The sequence below is a fragment of the Armatimonadota bacterium genome, assembly GCA_013359125.1.
In the GTDB taxonomy this organism is placed as follows: domain Bacteria; phylum Armatimonadota; class Fimbriimonadia; order Fimbriimonadales; family GBS-DC; genus JABWCR01.
Genome location: JABWCR010000008.1, coordinates 55,756 through 71,977, shown reverse-complemented (window position 1 = coordinate 71,977; position 16,222 = coordinate 55,756). Strand labels below are relative to the sequence as shown.

Annotated in this window: 17 protein-coding genes; 5 read left to right on the top strand and 12 right to left on the bottom strand. The window is 59.0% G+C overall.

The features are described 5' to 3' along the window. The first annotated feature begins 10 nt into the window (after positions 1–10). Positions 11–1,540, top strand: coding sequence for a bifunctional phosphoribosylaminoimidazolecarboxamide formyltransferase/IMP cyclohydrolase (gene purH, locus HUU60_05650; GenBank protein NUL82196.1), 1,530 nt, complete (start codon positions 11–13; stop codon positions 1,538–1,540). A 1-nt stretch (position 1,541) separates the two neighbouring features. On the opposite strand, the gene HUU60_05645 is transcribed toward purH, so the two are convergent. From HUU60_05645 to HUU60_05635, 3 genes are read right to left on the bottom strand one after another with little or no spacing between them, the layout of a single operon-like run. Then, positions 1,542–2,471 (bottom strand): zf-HC2 domain-containing protein, encoded by a 930-nt coding sequence (locus HUU60_05645; protein ID NUL82195.1) that lies wholly within the window; start codon positions 2,469–2,471, stop codon positions 1,542–1,544. After that, entirely contained in the window at positions 2,461–3,099 is a 639-nt protein-coding gene (locus tag HUU60_05640; GenBank protein ID NUL82194.1) for a sigma-70 family RNA polymerase sigma factor, read from the bottom strand. Before HUU60_05640 ends, HUU60_05645 begins: the two co-directional genes overlap by 11 nt. Beyond that, positions 3,092–3,610: a DUF4446 family protein gene (locus HUU60_05635; protein ID NUL82193.1), complete on the bottom strand. Its 519-nt coding sequence runs from the start codon at positions 3,608–3,610 to the stop codon at positions 3,092–3,094. The genes HUU60_05640 and HUU60_05635 overlap by 8 nt, the downstream gene beginning before the upstream one ends. 87 nt (positions 3,611–3,697) lie before the next feature. On the opposite strand from HUU60_05635, the gene HUU60_05630 reads away from it, so the two are divergent. The 3 genes from HUU60_05630 to HUU60_05620 are packed head-to-tail and all read left to right on the top strand — an operon-like array spanning position 3,698 to position 5,995. Beyond that, positions 3,698–4,528 (top strand): sugar phosphate isomerase/epimerase, encoded by an 831-nt coding sequence (locus HUU60_05630; GenBank protein ID NUL82192.1) that lies wholly within the window; start codon positions 3,698–3,700, stop codon positions 4,526–4,528. Positions 4,529–4,532: 4 nt separating this feature from the next. Then, entirely contained in the window at positions 4,533–5,075 is a 543-nt protein-coding gene (locus HUU60_05625) for a hypothetical protein (protein NUL82191.1), read from the top strand. Continuing rightward, positions 5,072–5,995 carry a phosphoribosylaminoimidazolesuccinocarboxamide synthase gene (locus HUU60_05620; GenBank protein ID NUL82190.1) on the top strand — a complete coding sequence of 308 codons (924 nt, stop codon included), beginning with the start codon at positions 5,072–5,074 and terminating at the stop codon, positions 5,993–5,995. The genes HUU60_05625 and HUU60_05620 overlap by 4 nt, the downstream gene beginning before the upstream one ends. On the opposite strand, the gene HUU60_05615 is transcribed toward HUU60_05620, so the two are convergent. The 8 genes from HUU60_05615 to HUU60_05580 form a co-directional block, all read right to left on the bottom strand. Continuing rightward, positions 5,970–7,256: a deoxyribodipyrimidine photo-lyase gene (locus tag HUU60_05615; protein ID NUL82189.1), complete on the bottom strand. Its 1,287-nt coding sequence runs from the start codon at positions 7,254–7,256 to the stop codon at positions 5,970–5,972. The genes HUU60_05620 and HUU60_05615 overlap by 26 nt on opposite strands. Positions 7,257–7,324: 68 nt before the next feature. Further along, positions 7,325–7,774, bottom strand: coding sequence for an MOSC domain-containing protein (locus tag HUU60_05610; GenBank protein ID NUL82188.1), 450 nt, complete (start codon positions 7,772–7,774; stop codon positions 7,325–7,327). Then, positions 7,771–9,012, bottom strand: coding sequence for a DUF1015 domain-containing protein (locus tag HUU60_05605; protein NUL82187.1), 1,242 nt, complete (start codon positions 9,010–9,012; stop codon positions 7,771–7,773). The genes HUU60_05610 and HUU60_05605 overlap by 4 nt, the downstream gene beginning before the upstream one ends. Beyond that, the gene (gene trmFO / locus HUU60_05600; GenBank protein ID NUL82186.1) at positions 8,999–10,330 is read right to left on the bottom strand and encodes a methylenetetrahydrofolate--tRNA-(uracil(54)-C(5))-methyltransferase (FADH(2)-oxidizing) TrmFO; all 1,332 of its coding nucleotides are present in this window, start codon (positions 10,328–10,330) and stop codon (positions 8,999–9,001) included. The genes HUU60_05605 and trmFO overlap by 14 nt, the downstream gene beginning before the upstream one ends. Positions 10,331–10,400: 70 nt before the next feature. After that, positions 10,401–10,847: a hypothetical protein gene (locus HUU60_05595; GenBank protein ID NUL82185.1), complete on the bottom strand. Its 447-nt coding sequence runs from the start codon at positions 10,845–10,847 to the stop codon at positions 10,401–10,403. Further along, the gene (locus tag HUU60_05590) at positions 10,844–11,188 is read right to left on the bottom strand and encodes an AtpZ/AtpI family protein (GenBank protein ID NUL82184.1); all 345 of its coding nucleotides are present in this window, start codon (positions 11,186–11,188) and stop codon (positions 10,844–10,846) included. Before HUU60_05590 ends, HUU60_05595 begins: the two co-directional genes overlap by 4 nt. Continuing rightward, the gene (locus tag HUU60_05585; protein NUL82183.1) at positions 11,163–12,512 is read right to left on the bottom strand and encodes an aspartate kinase; all 1,350 of its coding nucleotides are present in this window, start codon (positions 12,510–12,512) and stop codon (positions 11,163–11,165) included. Before HUU60_05585 ends, HUU60_05590 begins: the two co-directional genes overlap by 26 nt. Beyond that, complete coding sequence (locus HUU60_05580; protein NUL82182.1) at positions 12,509–12,991, bottom strand: hypothetical protein; 483 nt, start codon at positions 12,989–12,991, stop codon at positions 12,509–12,511. The genes HUU60_05585 and HUU60_05580 overlap by 4 nt, the downstream gene beginning before the upstream one ends. A gap of 53 nt (positions 12,992–13,044) precedes the next feature. Here HUU60_05580 and HUU60_05575 point away from each other — a divergent pair, with 53 nt between their 5' ends. After that, on the top strand, positions 13,045–14,352 hold the full coding sequence (locus tag HUU60_05575) for a DUF2142 domain-containing protein (GenBank protein ID NUL82181.1): 1,308 nt from the start codon (positions 13,045–13,047) through the stop codon (positions 14,350–14,352). Here the strand turns inward: HUU60_05575 and HUU60_05570 are convergent. After that, a complete protein-coding gene (locus tag HUU60_05570; GenBank protein ID NUL82180.1) occupies positions 14,349–16,145 on the bottom strand; it encodes a thioredoxin fold domain-containing protein in 1,797 nt (598 codons plus the stop codon). The genes HUU60_05575 and HUU60_05570 overlap by 4 nt on opposite strands. Between the last annotated feature and the right edge of the window lie 77 nt (positions 16,146–16,222).

Genomic DNA, 16,222 nt, shown 5'->3' with positions numbered 1-16,222 from the left:
AGAGAGCGGCATGAGGTTCGCCCTTGTCAGCCTTAGCGACAAGACCGGACTGGGCGATCTGGCTCGGCGATTAAGCGAGCGAGGCTTCCGAATCATTTCCACCGGCGGCACTGCAAGCGCTTTGCGAGATATGGGGTTCGATCCGATCGATCTTTCCGAGTGGACGGGCTTTCCGGAGATTTTGGACGGTCGAGTTAAGACGCTTCATCCCCGCGCGCACGCTGCGATATTGGCCAACCTTGAGATTCCCGGCCATCGACAAACGCTTTCCGAACTGAATTTGCCGAGCATCGATTGCGTCGCGGTCAATCTCTATCCGTTTGCAGCCGCGCTCGATTCGGGCGCGCCGTTGGAAGAGATGATCGAGCAGATCGATATTGGCGGGCCGACGCTGATTCGGGCCGCCGCCAAGAACTACAAGCGCGTTGCTGTGCTGACCGACCCTTCCGATTATCTTTCCGCAGACTTGGACAGCCTCGATGCGCGCGGTCGGTTGGCCATGAAGGCTTTTCAGCATGTGGGCGAGTACGACGCAATGATCGCCGAGTGGTTTAGCGCGCAGTTTGGCGACGGCGAGTTTCCAGAGGTTTTGGTACGATCCTGGCGGCTGCGAGAGACGCTGCGCTATGGCGAAAACCCTCATCAGCAAGCCGCGGTTTACGCCGGTCGGTCGCCTGTGCCTGGCACGTTAGGTTTTAGCGAGCAACTATCCGGAAAGCCGCTCAGTTACAACAACTTGCTGGACGCGGCTGCCGCGATCGGGCTTTGCAGGGAGTTTGACGAAGCGGCCGCCGTGATTGTCAAGCACTCAAATCCATGCGGGGCGGCCGTTGCGGAGAGCGCTGCCGAGGCGTTCGACAGAGCGCTGGAGTGCGATCCCGTCTCGGCGTTCGGGGGCATTGTCGCCTTTAATCGGACGGTAGACCTGGCTGCCGCTGAGAGGTTGGCAGCTCCCAATCGCTTCTTAGAAGTGATTGCAGCGCCCGAAATCGAGCCCGAAGCCTTAGCGCTGATCCGAAATCGGAAAGGATGGGGCGAGGATGCGAGGATTTTGAGGCTCGGCGCTGATGTCGGACGATCGGGCGCGCTGGAACTGCGCGAAGCGGACGGATGCCTGCTCGTTACGTCGCCCGACGATCATCCGGACGACCCAAGCGCATTTCGAGTCGTCTCGTCTCGCCCTCCGACCGAACGGGAGATGCAAGACTTGCTGTTCTCCTGGAAGGTGGCCAAACACACGAAGTCAAACGCCATCGTGCTTGCTAAAAATAGGGCTACGGTCGGCGTCGGCGCCGGCCAGATGAACCGCGTCGGCTCGGTCAAGATCGCTTGCGAACAGGCGGGAGAGGCGGCTATAGGCGCTGTCTTGGCTTCAGACGCCTTTTTCCCCTTTGCCGACGGGGTTCAAGCGGCGCTGGATTCAGGCGCAACCGCGATCATACAGCCCGGAGGATCGAAGCGGGACGGCGAGGTTATTGAGGTTGTGGAGAAGGCGAACGCCGCGATGATCTTCACCGGCGTTCGCCATTTTCGACACTGATCTACTTTGGTTTAACGATCCACCGGTCGTCGGCCTTCTCGACCGCGTAGTCGCTGCCGTTTACAATTGCGTTCAGCGCGGCTTCGATATCGGCGTCGGTCTTGTTCAGCACGACGGTCGGGGACGAATCGCTGCTGCTGGCTTGGTATTCGATCGTCTCGCCATACTGGGCCGATATTCGTCGCAACAGGTCGGTCAGGCTCGTTCTGGTCTGCCATGTGGCAACGCGGGTTTGTCGACTGCTGGTCGGCACAAAGATGTAGCTGGACTTTTGGTTGACGCGCCAGGTGATCATTGCCGAGGCGATCTGCTGATCGGGCGCTAAGACCACCGGGCCTAACGGGATTGCCAGCGTGGTGCTTGGCTTCAGTTCGCCGATCCAAAGCGGCTGAGGCGACGCGGGTCGCCCAAAGACCGGATCGGGCGTCCAGAAGACCGCCACGGGCACAGCCTTCGGTTCAGAAGCGATGAGCGTCGGCACCGATCGACCGTCCAACTGGTTCCACTCGATCTTTAAGAGCGATTGCCCCTTTGGCTGGCGGACGACCTTGGAATCGTCTTCGTTCGGCTTGGCGCCAAAGAAGCCGCTCATCGCAAGGTCTGGTCTAAAGAAGACGGCGGCGACGGCCAATAGAGCCGCCGCGGCCAGTCCGGCGTAGAGCCATCGCGTCCCGAACAGGATGGTGCGACTGCCCGTCGCCCCTTTGCGCTCGAGCTCATCGATGCGCCGCATGATTTGCGACTCGAGCCAGAGAGGCGGCGTAGGCGGCGGTACGTGTCCTAGTTCGATCAGCGCAGCCTTCAGCAAGGCGGCATCTTGACGGCAAGCGGCGCATCGTTCAATATGCGCCGACACCGACTCGTAAAGCGCTCCTTCCAGAGTCTTCTCTACGTAGTCGGCCAGATATTCTTGAATTCTTTCACATGTCACGGGCGTTATCAGCCTCCAGGTTGGTTTGACTGTCGTCCACATCGAAAAGTTCCAGATAGGGTTTTAAAAGGTCCTTTAGGGCGATTCGCGCGCGGTTTAGCCTCGATTTGACCGTGCCTAGCGGCATCTCCATAATCTCTGCGATCTCCTCGTAAGATCGCTCTTCCATGTGGAACATAACGACCATTGCGCGTTGGTATTCGGGCAGTTTGGATACGGCTAGCTCGAGCGCCCGGCGACGCTCTTGCTGCAATGCGCGCTCTTCCAGATCGACGGCGGCTGTATCGACCCATTGGCGCTCGATGCCCGTGTTATCGGGGGAGACGCCTTCTAGCGATTGGTGCTGGTGGCTCTTTTGGCGCTTGCGATAGTCGAAGTAGACGTTGCTGACGACGCGATAGAGCCAGGTGGATAGGCTCGCCTCGCCTCGGAAGTTCTTGACGGACGTATATAGCCTCACAAAGGTCTCCGACGCTACGTCCGCCGCGTCCTCTTGCGATTGGGCCAACCGATAGGCGTACTGATAGACCTTCTTTTCGTAGCGGCGAACCAGCGCGTTGAACGCCTCGCGATCGCCTTCTAAGAAGCGGCGGATCAGTTCGGCGTCCGAGAAGTGGCTGTCATCCATGCGTAGCGGCGACCAACTCCCTTTGTGCGATCTTGATAGCTTGTGCCTCCTCTGCGCTCAAAAACTCGTCCTTTCGGTCTGAAGAGATCGTTTTAGCATAGACGCGCATTTCCTGTCGGCTGTGCAGACCTGACACGGCAACGCCGTCGCCTTTCTCGTTCAGCAGTGCAACGACAAAGCTCTGCTGTCCGCCGATGTCGTCGAATGCGTCGAACTTGACCACGCCGACGCGCTGCAGGCATCTGTCGGCCTGATCCTGCAGGCTTTCGATTCTTTGCCTATGCTCGCGCACGGTTTCCTCGGTTTGGCTGACGCGGCGAAGGCACTCGTATAGAATCTCCTCGAGTTGCTTGCCATTGACGCCCCTCAGCGCATCGTTCCATCGCTTTCTAAATCGCGCTGCCTGCCATGTCGAGATGACCGTCATTACGGCCAACAAGACGACCGTAAGCGCAAGTCCGGCGGCGATCTCGGGCCGGTTTGCCCACTCGCCTAATTGCCGCCAATCCATTCATCGCCTCCTGATTCTCCCCAGAAGGTAGTAGGTTCGCCGACTGGGCGCCGAATCCTCTTTACACAGGTATAATTTCCTGCTCCTATGGCCTCGAAAAAGCCCACAATCAGTTGGATTCCGCTGAGGATTCTGAACGACATTGTCGAAGGGCGCTCCTCTGTGATCGATTGGCTGAGAACCGTTCCCGCGTTTGGACTGACCGCGGTTGAGATTTATCATGGGTTTGTGGGCGAAGGGCAAGCCCCCGAGGTGCGGCGCGTTTTGGACGGCGAGGGACTTTTGGTCGCCCAGCTTACCTGCGCGCCGGACTTTACCCAGAGCGATCCATTGCAGCGCAAGGCAGAAGTAGGCGCCCTGAAGCAAAAGATCGACGTTGCAGCGACATTGGGCGCGGGGGCCGTAAGGGCAACTGCCGGCATGGCGAGGGCCGAGGTTAGTTTAGAGGACGGCTGTCGATGGGCGGCCGACTGCCTGGTCGAGTGCGCGAATTATGGCGAGTCGGTCGGGGTTTTGGTCTGTCTAGAGAACCATTACAAGGATCGGCGCTGGCCCGAAGAAGATTTCTCTTATCAGCTGCCTGTCTTTCTCCGTTTGTACGAGCTGATCGAGCCGACGCCTGTGATGGTCAACTTCGATTGCGCCAATCCGACCATGTGCGGTTATGACGGACTGTCCCTGTTGAAGCGCGTTTCGGCCAAGGCGCGCCGCGTTCACATTAGCGACCGATTGCCGGGCGAATACCAGCAATTGCCCTTGGGCGAAGGGGCTGCGCCGCTGACGGCGATGCTGGACGAGCTCGCCGCCAGCGGCTACAACGGCTTCATGACTATCGAGGACGGTCAGCCTTATGGCGACGAGGGTTTTCGACGTTCGATCGCTCGTCTGAGAGAATGGATCGACGAGCGCTGGGCATAGAGCGATGAAACGCCTCGCAGATTGGGAGGCCGTCCTTCGGGATCGCGCTTTGCCCGTCGTGTTGAGCATCTTGGCCGTCGGCGCGTCTCTCTACTTGCAGGAAGTCGGCAAGTTTCGCCGCCATGCCGTGCTGATCGCGCTCTTGATCGGTTTGGGCTTCTTTCACCCTCAATATCGCGAGCCGTTGCTCTTGTTCTTTTGCTACGGCGTGTCGCTCTATTGCGGTTTGAAGGCGGCGTCGGACCTGCGAACCTGGGCTGAGCTCTCGCCTATCGAGCAGTCTCGGTCGACTGTTTGGCTCCCGGTCGCCATTTTGGCGCTGATCGCGGCGATCGGGCTGACCGCCAAACCGCCCAAGCCGTTCGCCATGCCCGCTATCTATGCGATGTTCGCGGTCTTCTTTGGAGGGTACACTTTGGCCAGCGCTTTGGCCAACAATTGGCTGCAATCGGCCGCGGGAGTGGGCCTGATCGCAGTGGCGGCGGCCACGTGCCTTAGCCTGTTGACCAGAAGACCCATCTTAAAGAACAAGGAAGTTCAAGAATGACGACTACAGTTATAGAAACCCAGTTGCCGTTGCCCTTAGTCGCCCGAGGCAAAGTGCGCGACATCTATGACCTTGGAGAGAACCTGTTGATGGTTACCTCCGACCGTCTCTCGGCGTTCGATGTGGTACTGCCCAATCCTATTCCGATGAAGGGCATCGCCCTGACCCAAATCAGCCGGTTTTGGTTCGACCGGACGCGATCTTGGTTGCCCAACCACCTGATCGCCGACGATTGGGATTCGATCAGAGGGGCTCTAAACTTAGAAAGTCCAGACCCGTATCGGGACGCTTTGAGCGGTCGGACTATGATCACGGTTAAGGCTAAACCGTTCCCTGTCGAATGCGTCGTTCGAGGCTATTTGGCCGGATCGCTGTGGGCCGAGTATAAAGCGGCGGGCGGACCGGATCAGGCGGCGACTCTGCACAATATTCCTCTCCCTGCCGGGTTGCGCAACTCCGAGCGGCTGCCGCAGCCGTTGTTCACTCCTGCAACCAAAGCGACGACCGGGCACGACGAGAACATCTCTTTCGAGCGCATGATCGAGATCGTCGGGCAAAGCCATGCCGAGCAGTTGAGAGACCTGAGCGTTCGTCTCTATTTAGAGGCTGCCGAGTATGCGGCCACCCGAGGACTGATCATCGCCGACACGAAGTTCGAATTCGGGCTTTATCAGGATCGGATCATCTTGATCGATGAGGCGCTGACGCCCGATTCGTCCCGCTATTGGGACGCCGAATCGTACGAGCCGGGGCGATCGCAGCCGAGCTTTGACAAACAGTATGTGCGAGATTATTTAGAGGAGATCGGGTGGGACAAGAACCCGCCTGCGCCGACGCTGCCCGACGAGGTTGTGCGCGTTACGTCGGAGAAATATTGCGAGGCCTATCGACGCATCACAGGTCGAGAGTTGCAGCCATAACGCGACGCACATAGGCGTCGATATCGAACTTGCGCCTGAGGCCGTTGGCGTTCATATAGCGCACCGTGCCAAAAATAGGGCGCTCGGCCCAGGGTCGGTCGTGCTTGCCGAAGCACCAGGCGACTCCGCAAAAGGAGTTCGGGTCGCGCCCGTCTAGAAAGTATTTGTTGTTGAGGCGCAGGGCGACTTCGAACGCTCGCTTTGGATCGTCAGTCCATTCCAAAATCTTTTTGCCCCAGTACATGCGCATGTAGCCGTGCATCTTGCCGGTCTGTTTCATCTCGGTCATTGCGGCGTTCCAATAGGGGTCGTGCGTTTGTGCCGCTTCCAGTTGGGGCTCTTCGTACAGATAGGGCCTTGCGTCGGATTCGTGCTTTTGGAGCGTCTGCCGGCACCAGTCGGGCAGACCGTCAAATCGGTCGTAATTTGGATTGAACTCGGTGAAGTTGCAGGCCAGTTCCCTTCTTACGATCAACTCTTCCAGAAAGGCGGATGTTCCCTCAGAGCGCGGCATTTGCATGGCTTTTAAGGCAATGGTCAGAGGCGATATTTGTCCAAAATGCAGGTAGGGGCTGAGGCCCGATTGCTGATCGACCGCGGGGTCGTTTCGCTGGTCGGCATAGCCCTCTAACCGCAGGCTGAGAAAGTCGGCCAGCCGAGCAGTCGCGCGAGAATGGCCGCCCAGAATGCCGGCCACGGGCGGCACGGTGCGATCAAGATCGAGCGTTTGCAGAATCGCTTCGGTCGACCGCCAGTCGATGCTATCCAGGCCTATCGGCCTCTGAATCTTAGGCTCTCGGACGGCGAGCGGCACAAGAAATCGATCGAGCAGGCGATGAATCTTCGGTCTCAGCGTCGCCGCGGCGTACTCCTCTTTGTTCGACGCGGCTTCGACCGGCACGACGACATCGCTTTCGACCTGCACGACCCGGCGCTCGGAATTCTCGGCTAACTGAGAGCGCCACTGTCTTTGAATCCGCAGGCAGCCCTGATCGCACACAATCATAGCCGCGCGCAGCCCCAATTGTTGTGCTACATTTGGAGGATTTCCCGTTCGCAGCACAAACTCGACGCCCATCTCCCTAAGGGCCTCGCCCGTCTCGCGCAAGCCTTGCAGCATAAAGGCAAAGTGGCGGAGATTGGCCTCAGGGAATCGATCGGTCAGCCCAAAGCAGACGACGACGGGCAGTCCCAGTTCGTTGGCCTGGTCAATGGCGTAGGCCAGGGCATGATTATCGACTGCGCGTTGCGACTGTTGCATCCAATAGAGCACATAGTCGCCCCGTTGTATCGGCTGGGCGTTAAGGGCCTGGACGCGCTCCGGCTGAATCACTCCTCCAGCACGGTCAGTTCGTCGCCCGGTCTGATCGCGCCCGAGCGCAGGATGTCGGCTCGCAAACCGCCCCGATGCACCAAACCTTTGACGATGCCAGGCTGCGTCATGCTCTCCAAATAGGCGCACGGCTCGCACAGTCGGATGCCGACAAACTCGGCCTCGCCGACCCGAAATCGCTTGCCGATCAAATGGTTTAGAGGAGCGCCTTGGGTTACGATGTTTCTTCTGTGGGCGCCGGGCGCCAGATCGATCTCGAAGTCGCGCCTGAGAGCCTCTACAGCCTCTTGTTCGATAAAGGTCGCCTGCGTGCCGCTTTCGGCGTTTTCTCGAAAGTTGCGGTCGCCCTCCAATCCCACTCCCGCGACAGCGCGGATTTCTGCAACTGGGCGCACGGGCGCGCCTTCGGCATCGGCGATGTAGATCCCTTTGACAACTCCCATCAGTTCCCTCCCGGAATGCGCCACATGACCAGTCCGCTCAGCGCCTTTGGATAGAAATAGGTCGACTTCTTGGGCATTTTCTCGCCCCGGTTGGCAATCTCGCTCATAGCGGCCAGCGAAGGCGGATTGAGCAGGAAGGCCGAACAGTAGGCGCCGCGCTCTACCCCGTCCAACGCTTGTCGCGGATCGTGCGTAAACTCGGGCGCAGCGTCTCCAAAGCCCATCGCGGGCATCAGCGCCTGGTGCAGCACGTTCACATCCAAGTTGGCCAAAGCGTCGGAAACGCCATCTCCCAATATCGAGCGCATTTCCAGACCCCCTCGCGGGGTAATGAGCCAGGCCTGTTCTCGGTTGACGAACCCGATGCCTGGGTTGGCTGCATCGGCCGCGCGCTCCATCTCGTTAAGGAGGCCGGACAGGGAAACGGCGCGCGCGTCGAAACGCTCGCCGATCGCGCTTTGCCAATCGGGCGCAGGGTCGCTCGTCAGCGCGCGGTGCGTGGGCAGAATCACCAGGCCGGGATCATCCATCGAGACCAAGAGAATGGGAAGAAAGCGCGTCGGAGAGTTTTCGTCGCCCGACTCCATGCCGTATCGGAGCGCGGTCTCGTAGCGATGATGGCCGTCGGCGATCCAGATGCGAAGCGGCTCAAAGGCGCCGGCAATTGCCTCGGTGTCGCTCGGTTCGTCCGCAACCTCCAATCGCTGGCTGTAGCCCTCGGGCAGATCGGGATGATCGAGTTGAGCGAGCGGTCGGAAAGACGCGCGCCCGAGCGAATCTTGCAGCGCAGAGTTCGATTCGTAAAGGCCAAAAATGCTCTCCAGATGCGTTCGCGTCGCCTGCAACAGGCGAAATCGATCCTCTTTGACGCCTGGGAAGGTCTGCTCGTGCGGCAGTACGACGCCCCTCTCATAAGGCTCGGTCTTCAGCGTTACGATCAGTCCCGTTCGAGAAACCTCCTGCCCGGTCAAAGGATGCCGGAAAGTCTGGACGTACCGATAGAACCCGGGGCGATCGTCGTCCCTCACTGCGCCCTCATCGATCCATCGGGCCAAGGTTTGGACGGCCGTCTCGTACTTGTCGCCATCGCCCTCTGGCAAGGTCAGCCAGACGATGTTATGAGCGCTGCTCTGCATCAGCTGCTGTCTGCGCTCCGGTCCGATCACGTCGTAGGGCGGCGCGACGACCTGTTCGCTCACGTCGCTATATCTTAAGGCTTTGAAGGGTCTAACTGTGGCCATTCTTGCTCCGTTCGTTTAGATTGCGCGCAAATTCGTCCATTGCCGAGATTGCCGATTCTAGCTGCTTGGCTCTGCGAGCGCCCTTGTCTTTGATCATGGGTTCGGGATGCGGCAACAGGCCCCAGCTGGCGTTCATCGGCGGAAAGGGTTGGTGGTCGTAACTGCTAATGTAGCACAAAAGCGAACCTAAAACCGTTTCGGGCGGGGGCGCGACGGGCTCTTGGCCCAGCGCCAGCCGTGCGGCGTTGATGCCCGCGATGATGCCCGATGCGGCCGATTCTAGATAGCCTTCCACGCCCGTCAGTTGACCAGCGAAGAAGAGGTCCTTTCTAGTCCGCAGTTGCAAAGTCGCGTCTAACAGGCGCGGCGAATCGAGGTAGGTGTTTCGATGGATCACGCCCAGTCGCACAAACTCGGCGTTTTCCAACCCAGGCGCCATCTGAAAGATTCGTTTCTGTTCGCCCCACTTCAGCCGAGTTTGGCAGGCAACTAGACTGTACATCGTCTTCTGGGCGTTTTCGGGCCGCAATTGCAACACGGCATAGGGTCGCCGCCCGGTGCGCGGATCGGTCAATCCGACCGGTTTCATTGGGCCGAACGATAAGGTCTTGAGACCCCGGTCCGCCAATTCTTCCAACGGCACGCAGCCCTCGAAGAAGCGCGTGTCTTCGAAACTGTGCAACGGAGTTCGCTCGGCCTCGCGGATTGCGGCAACGAACGCCTCGTACTGTTCCTTGTCCATTGGGCAATTGAGATAGCCCGGATCGCCCTTGTCGTACCGGCTCGAGGTGAAAACCTTGTCGTAATCGATGCTCGCCGCATCGACAATGGGCGAAACGGCGTCGAAGAAGTGCAGTCTCTCTTGTCCAGTGATCTGCGAGATCGATTGCGCCAAGGCGTCCGACGTAAGGGGGCCTGTGGCTATGATAGTCGGGCCATCGCTGGGGACTTCGGTCGTTTCTTCTTCGATCCGTTCGATATTTGGATGGCGGGCGATGGCCTCCGATACGGCCTTGGCAAAGAGTTCGCGATCGACGGCCAGGGCTTCGCCCGCGGGCACGGCATGCTCCTTTGCAATGGGCACGGTGAGCGAGCCCAACTGCTCCATCTCGATCTTGAGCCTGCCGGCGGGCGACGTTGGGGAGAGCGACTTGAACGAGTTGGAGCAGACCAGTTCGGCACAATATCCGGTCTGGTGGGCAGGGGTCATCTTAGCGGGACGCATTTCGACAAGGCGCGCGGGGACGCCGCGCTGGGCGATGGCCCAGGCCGCTTCGGACCCCGCAAACCCAGCCCCGATCACGGTAACCGCTCTCATCGAAGGCCGATTCTACCCTGTGAGGATTTCTTGCCTTTGCCCTTGCATTTGCCTTGTCAGAGCGGGTAATCTATGGTCTGTTATCCTCTTCAACTTTGTGGGGCGGCAGGCTTTGCTCTCCTTTTACTGCCGTCCCATCTTCTTTTGAATTCGTATTCTGGGTCAATCCCGCCGCGGCGATCAGGAACAGGAAGCTGGTTGTGCCCGCCAGAAAGCTGAGGGCCGCGACCATGCCCAAGCTCACCACCCACCAAACGATCAGCAGCAACACGGGATACTTGAGGAGAGCGATAAACATCAGCCGTCGTCGCACCAGGATCGAGTTGGCGCCGGGATTGACAAAATGGGGAATCATGCGGCGATAGAGCGCGGTGATGCCTGCCGCGACGCCGACGCCGACCATGTAGCCGACCGCCGCATAGCCTTGTTTGATCGCCAACAGCGCTGCGCCCACGGCGATTGCCAGCCAGAAGGCGCCCGACAGCGCGCGATCGATCGTCTTTAGCGATCCGCTCATTTGTTCAGTTGCTCCACTCGGTTAAGGGTTCGAATCATCTGGATAAAGCCCGACACGATGCCGACAAACAGGAAGATCATGGTCAGCCACGGGTCGGTTTTTAGCCATCGGTCCAGATAGACGCCGATCAGCGCTCCAACGATGATCGGAGCGGCGAGCGACGTGCCGACCGCGGCCGCCATGCCCAATGCGCCGGCCTGTTTGGCGCCTTCGGTTGGGCGATTCTCCCTTTGCTTGGGCCGTTCGATGTTCACCTCTGGCGGCAAGGGCAGTTCGGGCGGTTTGGGAACCTCGGGAAACTCTGGGAGTTCTTTGTCAGGCGGTAATTGCGAATCGGTCATGGAGGATCCTCACGGCTCGATGCACCTCGCTCTCGGGCACCAAGCACGACAGAGACAAATCGGAGTCGGCGGCCTGGATGACGGCGATCCCGGCCTCGTTCAGCGTTTTGATCGCCTCGTAGAATACGCCCGGTTCGCCGCTGTAGCCCGGCGCGATGACGGAGACCATCGTCAGCCCTTCGGTGAACTCGATCGAAACGGTGCGCAAGGCGCCGCCCATGCCGGCCTTCTCTAACAAGCCGTGCTGCACGACGAAGTTCGACCCCGTTTCTGCGCTGAATCGCAGGATGTAGAGCTGCGGCTCCTCGTTCTGCTTTGCGATGGGGATGATCAGGCCGTCCAGCATCTGGCGGACGCGGGGAAAGTGCTCGCGGGAGAATGCGAGCGAGAATCCTTCTTGGTCGATGCTGACCAGTTGCACGTTCACTTGGGCCATGCCCAGGAGTCGGAACATCTCCAGTTCCAGATGGCTTTTGTGCTCTACCCACGGCGCCGAAATCTGAAGGCTGACGACCTTGCCCGTGTGCGTTACCGCAGAGAAGCGACGGCGGGAGGATGAAGAGACGACCAGGGTTCCCGGCTCGTCGGAAAAGGTGTTCCGAACATAGAGCGGGATATCGTAATCCATCGCGGCTTCGGCAGCCCGAGGATGCAACACTCGCGCCCCTTGGTGGGCTATTTCCGCGACCTCTTCGTAGGTTACTTCTTGGAGCGTCGAGGCTTCAGGCACATAGTCGGGGTCGGCCGTTTTGACGCCGTCTACGTCGGTAAAAATCTCGACGGCCTCTGCCCCCAGCGCGGCGCCTAGCGCGGCCGCCGTCGTGTCGCTGCCGCCGCGGCCTAGGGTCGTAACGGTTCCCGATTCGACGCCGTTGCCATTGGCATGGACGCCCTGGAAGCCTGCTACGACCGGCACGGCGCCGTCCGCAATTATTCTCATGACGTTCTCGTTATTGATGGCGACGATCCTTGCGGCGCCGTACTCTTCGTCCGTATAGATGCCTGCTTGGCCGCCGGTCATCGGCACGGCAGAGTGCCCGAGCGTGCGCAAGGTGTGGGCCATGATGACGGTAGAGATGATCTCGCCGCAGGCCATCATCAGGTCGCGGTCTCTCATCGCAGGATCGACGCTGGGATCGATAGAGCGCAGAAACTCCACCAGCGTGTCGGTCGCGTAGGGCGCTCCCTTGCGCCCTATGGCCGAGACGACGACGACAGGGGCATAGCCGGCCTCTTTTGCCTGCGCTACCTTTCGCGCCGCCATCAGCCGATGCTCGTGCGAATCGACGCTCGTTCCCCCGAACTTCAGGACGCGGATTCTCACTCCCAACTCACCCGATCGACGCCAAACCGGGCTCTCAGGTTCTCCACGGCATCCTGCGCATGTTGGCCGGGAATCAGACAGTTGATGCGATCATGGGCGTCGCCCGTTTGGACGACCGGGGCGCCGCACTCGAACAGCGCTTCCGACATTCGGGCGAAGGCGTCGGGCATTTCGCGCACGTTCTGGGCAAAAAGTGAGACCAGCACGCAGCCCGGATTGGTTACGCATTCGAATCCCGCTTTGCGAAGAAGATCGACCGTTCTATCGATTCGGCTTGCATTGAGCGCAAAGCTCAGCCCGCCGTTATGAAATTTGAGCAAGAAGATACTGATTCCATCGTTTTTGAGTTCGGATAGCGCTTTCAGGCGCTCGTCGATGGTTGCCGCATTGCGCACAGAGACGTGCGCAATGCCGGAGATCGCACGAATCTCACGAATACCCCGCTCGCGCTCGAAACTGAGCCGTTCCCTATTCGCCACGCTCAGAAGTATACCGAGTAGGGCTTCTGTGTCAGAATGGGGGCGCATCCGTCATGAAGACGAGCGGCCTTAGTCTCTTTCTTGCGCCTCGCCAGCCATGGACGCATCGGCGATGGTGGATGGCGCAGTATTGCGCTCTTTCGCTTCTTTTCCTGTTCGTCACGCCGCCGTTCGAGGCGCCGGACGAGCCTCACCACTTGGATTATGTCAACTTTGTGGCGACCCAGCGTCAATTGCCCAACCAACTGTCGAAGGAAAAGCGGGTGGAAGGCGAGGGGCATCAGCCGCCTCTCTATTATCTGACATTGGCCGGGCTATTAAGACTGATCGAGATGGACGCCAAGATCGAGTACGAACTTGTTCGTCGCTCGCAACCGGATCCAAGGGCGCCCAAGTATCTCTCGGCTCGTTTTCTCGGCGAGACGGACCGGCGCTCGTTTTTCTCTTTGCGGCTGCTTTCTTGGTTGCTTTCCGCTTTCGCCGTTTGGTTGATGCTGAGCGCTGCGGCTCGGTGGTTTGCCGACCCCGAGCCGCGCGCGTACGCATTTGCGTTCGTGGCGACATTGCCTCAACTGCAGGGTCTTTCCGGGGCGATCAACAACGATTCGATGGCTTTGCTGATCTCTGGGGCGGCTTTTTATGCGGTTGCGGTCGCCTATCAGCAATCTGCGGGCCGGTGGCCTTTTGCATTGTTGGCGTTCGCGCTTCTGCTGGCACCCTGGACGAAAAAGACCCTCCTCATCCTCTTGCCTGCATTGATTCCGTTGGGCTGGAGCGCGATGGGTACGGGCAAGGGTCGAAAGTGGGTTGTGGCGCTGGCTGTCGGCGCAGTGTCGATTGTGGGGCTGATGCTGGCAACCCATGCGCGATACGGCGATCCGTTGGGCACTCAGATGGAGCGCGAGACTTTGGCCCATTTGGTGGATGAAAAGAGCCTCTTTTCGCCCTACTTTGCAGGGTCGTTTTGGAAGGTTCTCTTCATGTCCTTCGTCTGTCGTTTGGGCTGGATGAGCGTCGGTCTGCCATGGCTGGGCTATTTGGCCTATCTGTTTCTGGCGTTGGCATCGGCGCTTGGGATCATTTTGGGGTCTCGCGACGGGCGATTTTGGTTCGCGCTCTGGTGCATCGCACTGGCGGCCTGCTCGGTGGTTTACTACAATCTAACGTTCGAGCAGGCGCAGGGGCGTTTTCTCTTCCCTGTGCTTGCGCCTATCTCGTGGGTTGTCGGGCAAGGGATGGCCAATCTGTTCCATCCCAAGCGATTGCCTTTTGTTTTGGCGCTTCTGATCGGCCTGAATCTCTTGGCGATCTTTCAGGCTTGGGCGTTCTTTCATGCGCCGCGGTTCTATTTTGGGGTTTAAGAATTAGGCACTTGTCTTAGCCGCTCTAGGAACGCGCTGGCCGGCTCGTAGCCGGTCAGCCTTAACTGTTCGAGCTCTTTTCCGTCCGGGCCGATGAAGATGACTGTGGGCAACCCTTGCACCTTGAATCTCTCTGCCGCTTCGGTGTATTCGGGCGTGGTAACGCTACCATCCATTTTGAGTTTGACGAAGCGGCTTGCTTCAGTCATGACTTGATTGTCGGTGTAGGTGAACTTTTCCAACTCTCTGCAGGCCAAGCACCAGCTGGCGTCAAAGTCGATCAAGACCGGCTTTCCCTCTTGCATCGCTTTTTCGATCTTGGCCGAGTCGTATTTGTCCCACACGATGCCGGGCGCCTCGCTCATTGCCGAATAGCCGACGTAGACGGCGAAGGCCGCCAAAATCATTGATAAACTTTGCTTCGCCCGCAAGACTCCTCGGTTTCGATGCTCGCTGCGATCGGCGACCAAGAAGTAGACGGCAAACGCTGCTGCAAACGCGAACCAGGTCCAGGTTACGAAATCGGCTCCAAACTTCACCCTTAACAAGCCTTGCAGAAAGAAGATCGCGACGCCGATCATCATGACGCCAAAGATGCGCTCGATCACCAGCATCCAGCCGCCCGACTTGGGCAGTTTGCCTTGAAGCTTCTCAAAGTACAGCCCCATGATGAAGAACGGCAGGCCCAGACCCAGGCCCAACGCCAAGAAAGTAAAGAAACTGAAAACCGCGTTGTTCGACGCGGCAATGATCGCCAAGAGCGCGACGACGACCGGGCCGACGCAAGGCGCCGCCGCGATCCCGGCCACGCTGCCCATGGCGACCGCGCCGAACAAGCCGGACTTGGCGCCCACTTTCTGCATTAGAAACTGGGGCGGCTGAAATCGATAGAGACCAAACATTGAAAGCGCCAGCGCGACGATAATCGCGCAGAGCACGATGGTTACGATCGGGTTTTGAAGCTGGAATCCGAACGCTTTGCCGGCCAATCCTGCAACGGCGCCCAACACGGCATAAACCATGGCCATGGTCAAGGCATAGGTCGCCGCCAGCCCGAACCGCAAGGACCGACTGCCGTGCGATTGCGAACTGAAGAAGCCGACCGTGATTGGGATGAGCGGAAACACGCAGGGCGTGAGGTTGAGGCCGAGCCCCATGAGCAAAATCACACCAAAGTAGAGCGGCCATTGACCCGACTCGTACAGCTCTTGGACGGTGCGGACCAAACCCGCCTCTTTCTGCTTGCCGGTCGGTTCGGACATGGGCGCCTTTTGTACGGGCACGGCAAAGACGGGGTCTTTAGACATGACCGCGCCTTTAGGATCGGCCACCAGCTTCAGTTTTGCCGTAACGGTTTCGTTGTTAGGCGGAAAGCAGACGGAGTCGTTGCAAGCCTGAAAGCCCAACTTGCCGGAGACCTTTAGATCCCCCAACTTGGCCTTTGGATCCAAGACCACTTGAAAGCGAACTGCAACCTTGCCCTCGTAGACGTTGATCTGTTCGCCCGAAGTGAACGAAAACGACATCAGTTTGCCGGGCGGGAAAGTGATTTTGTCGAACTTATAGGCGTTCGACTTTTCGGCTTCCCAAGTAGTGGGGATTAAGTCCTCGCTAGAGGGCGGCACAGCGTTGATGTGCAACGGGTGTTTGATGTCTAACAGCAGTGCCGCTTCGACGGTCGAGCCCGGCTTCGCACGATCGACTTGGAGCAGGAGCTTCGGGCTTAGATCGATTTTGGGCGGTTGGGCAAACGCGACTGCGCCGCACAGAAGTACAAGCAGTATCCCCTTCATGATGTCTCAGGATACCATACGAACGAGGGAGAAAAAGGTTTGCGCCTAGCGGACTAGTTTCCGCCAGGCGCAAGGTT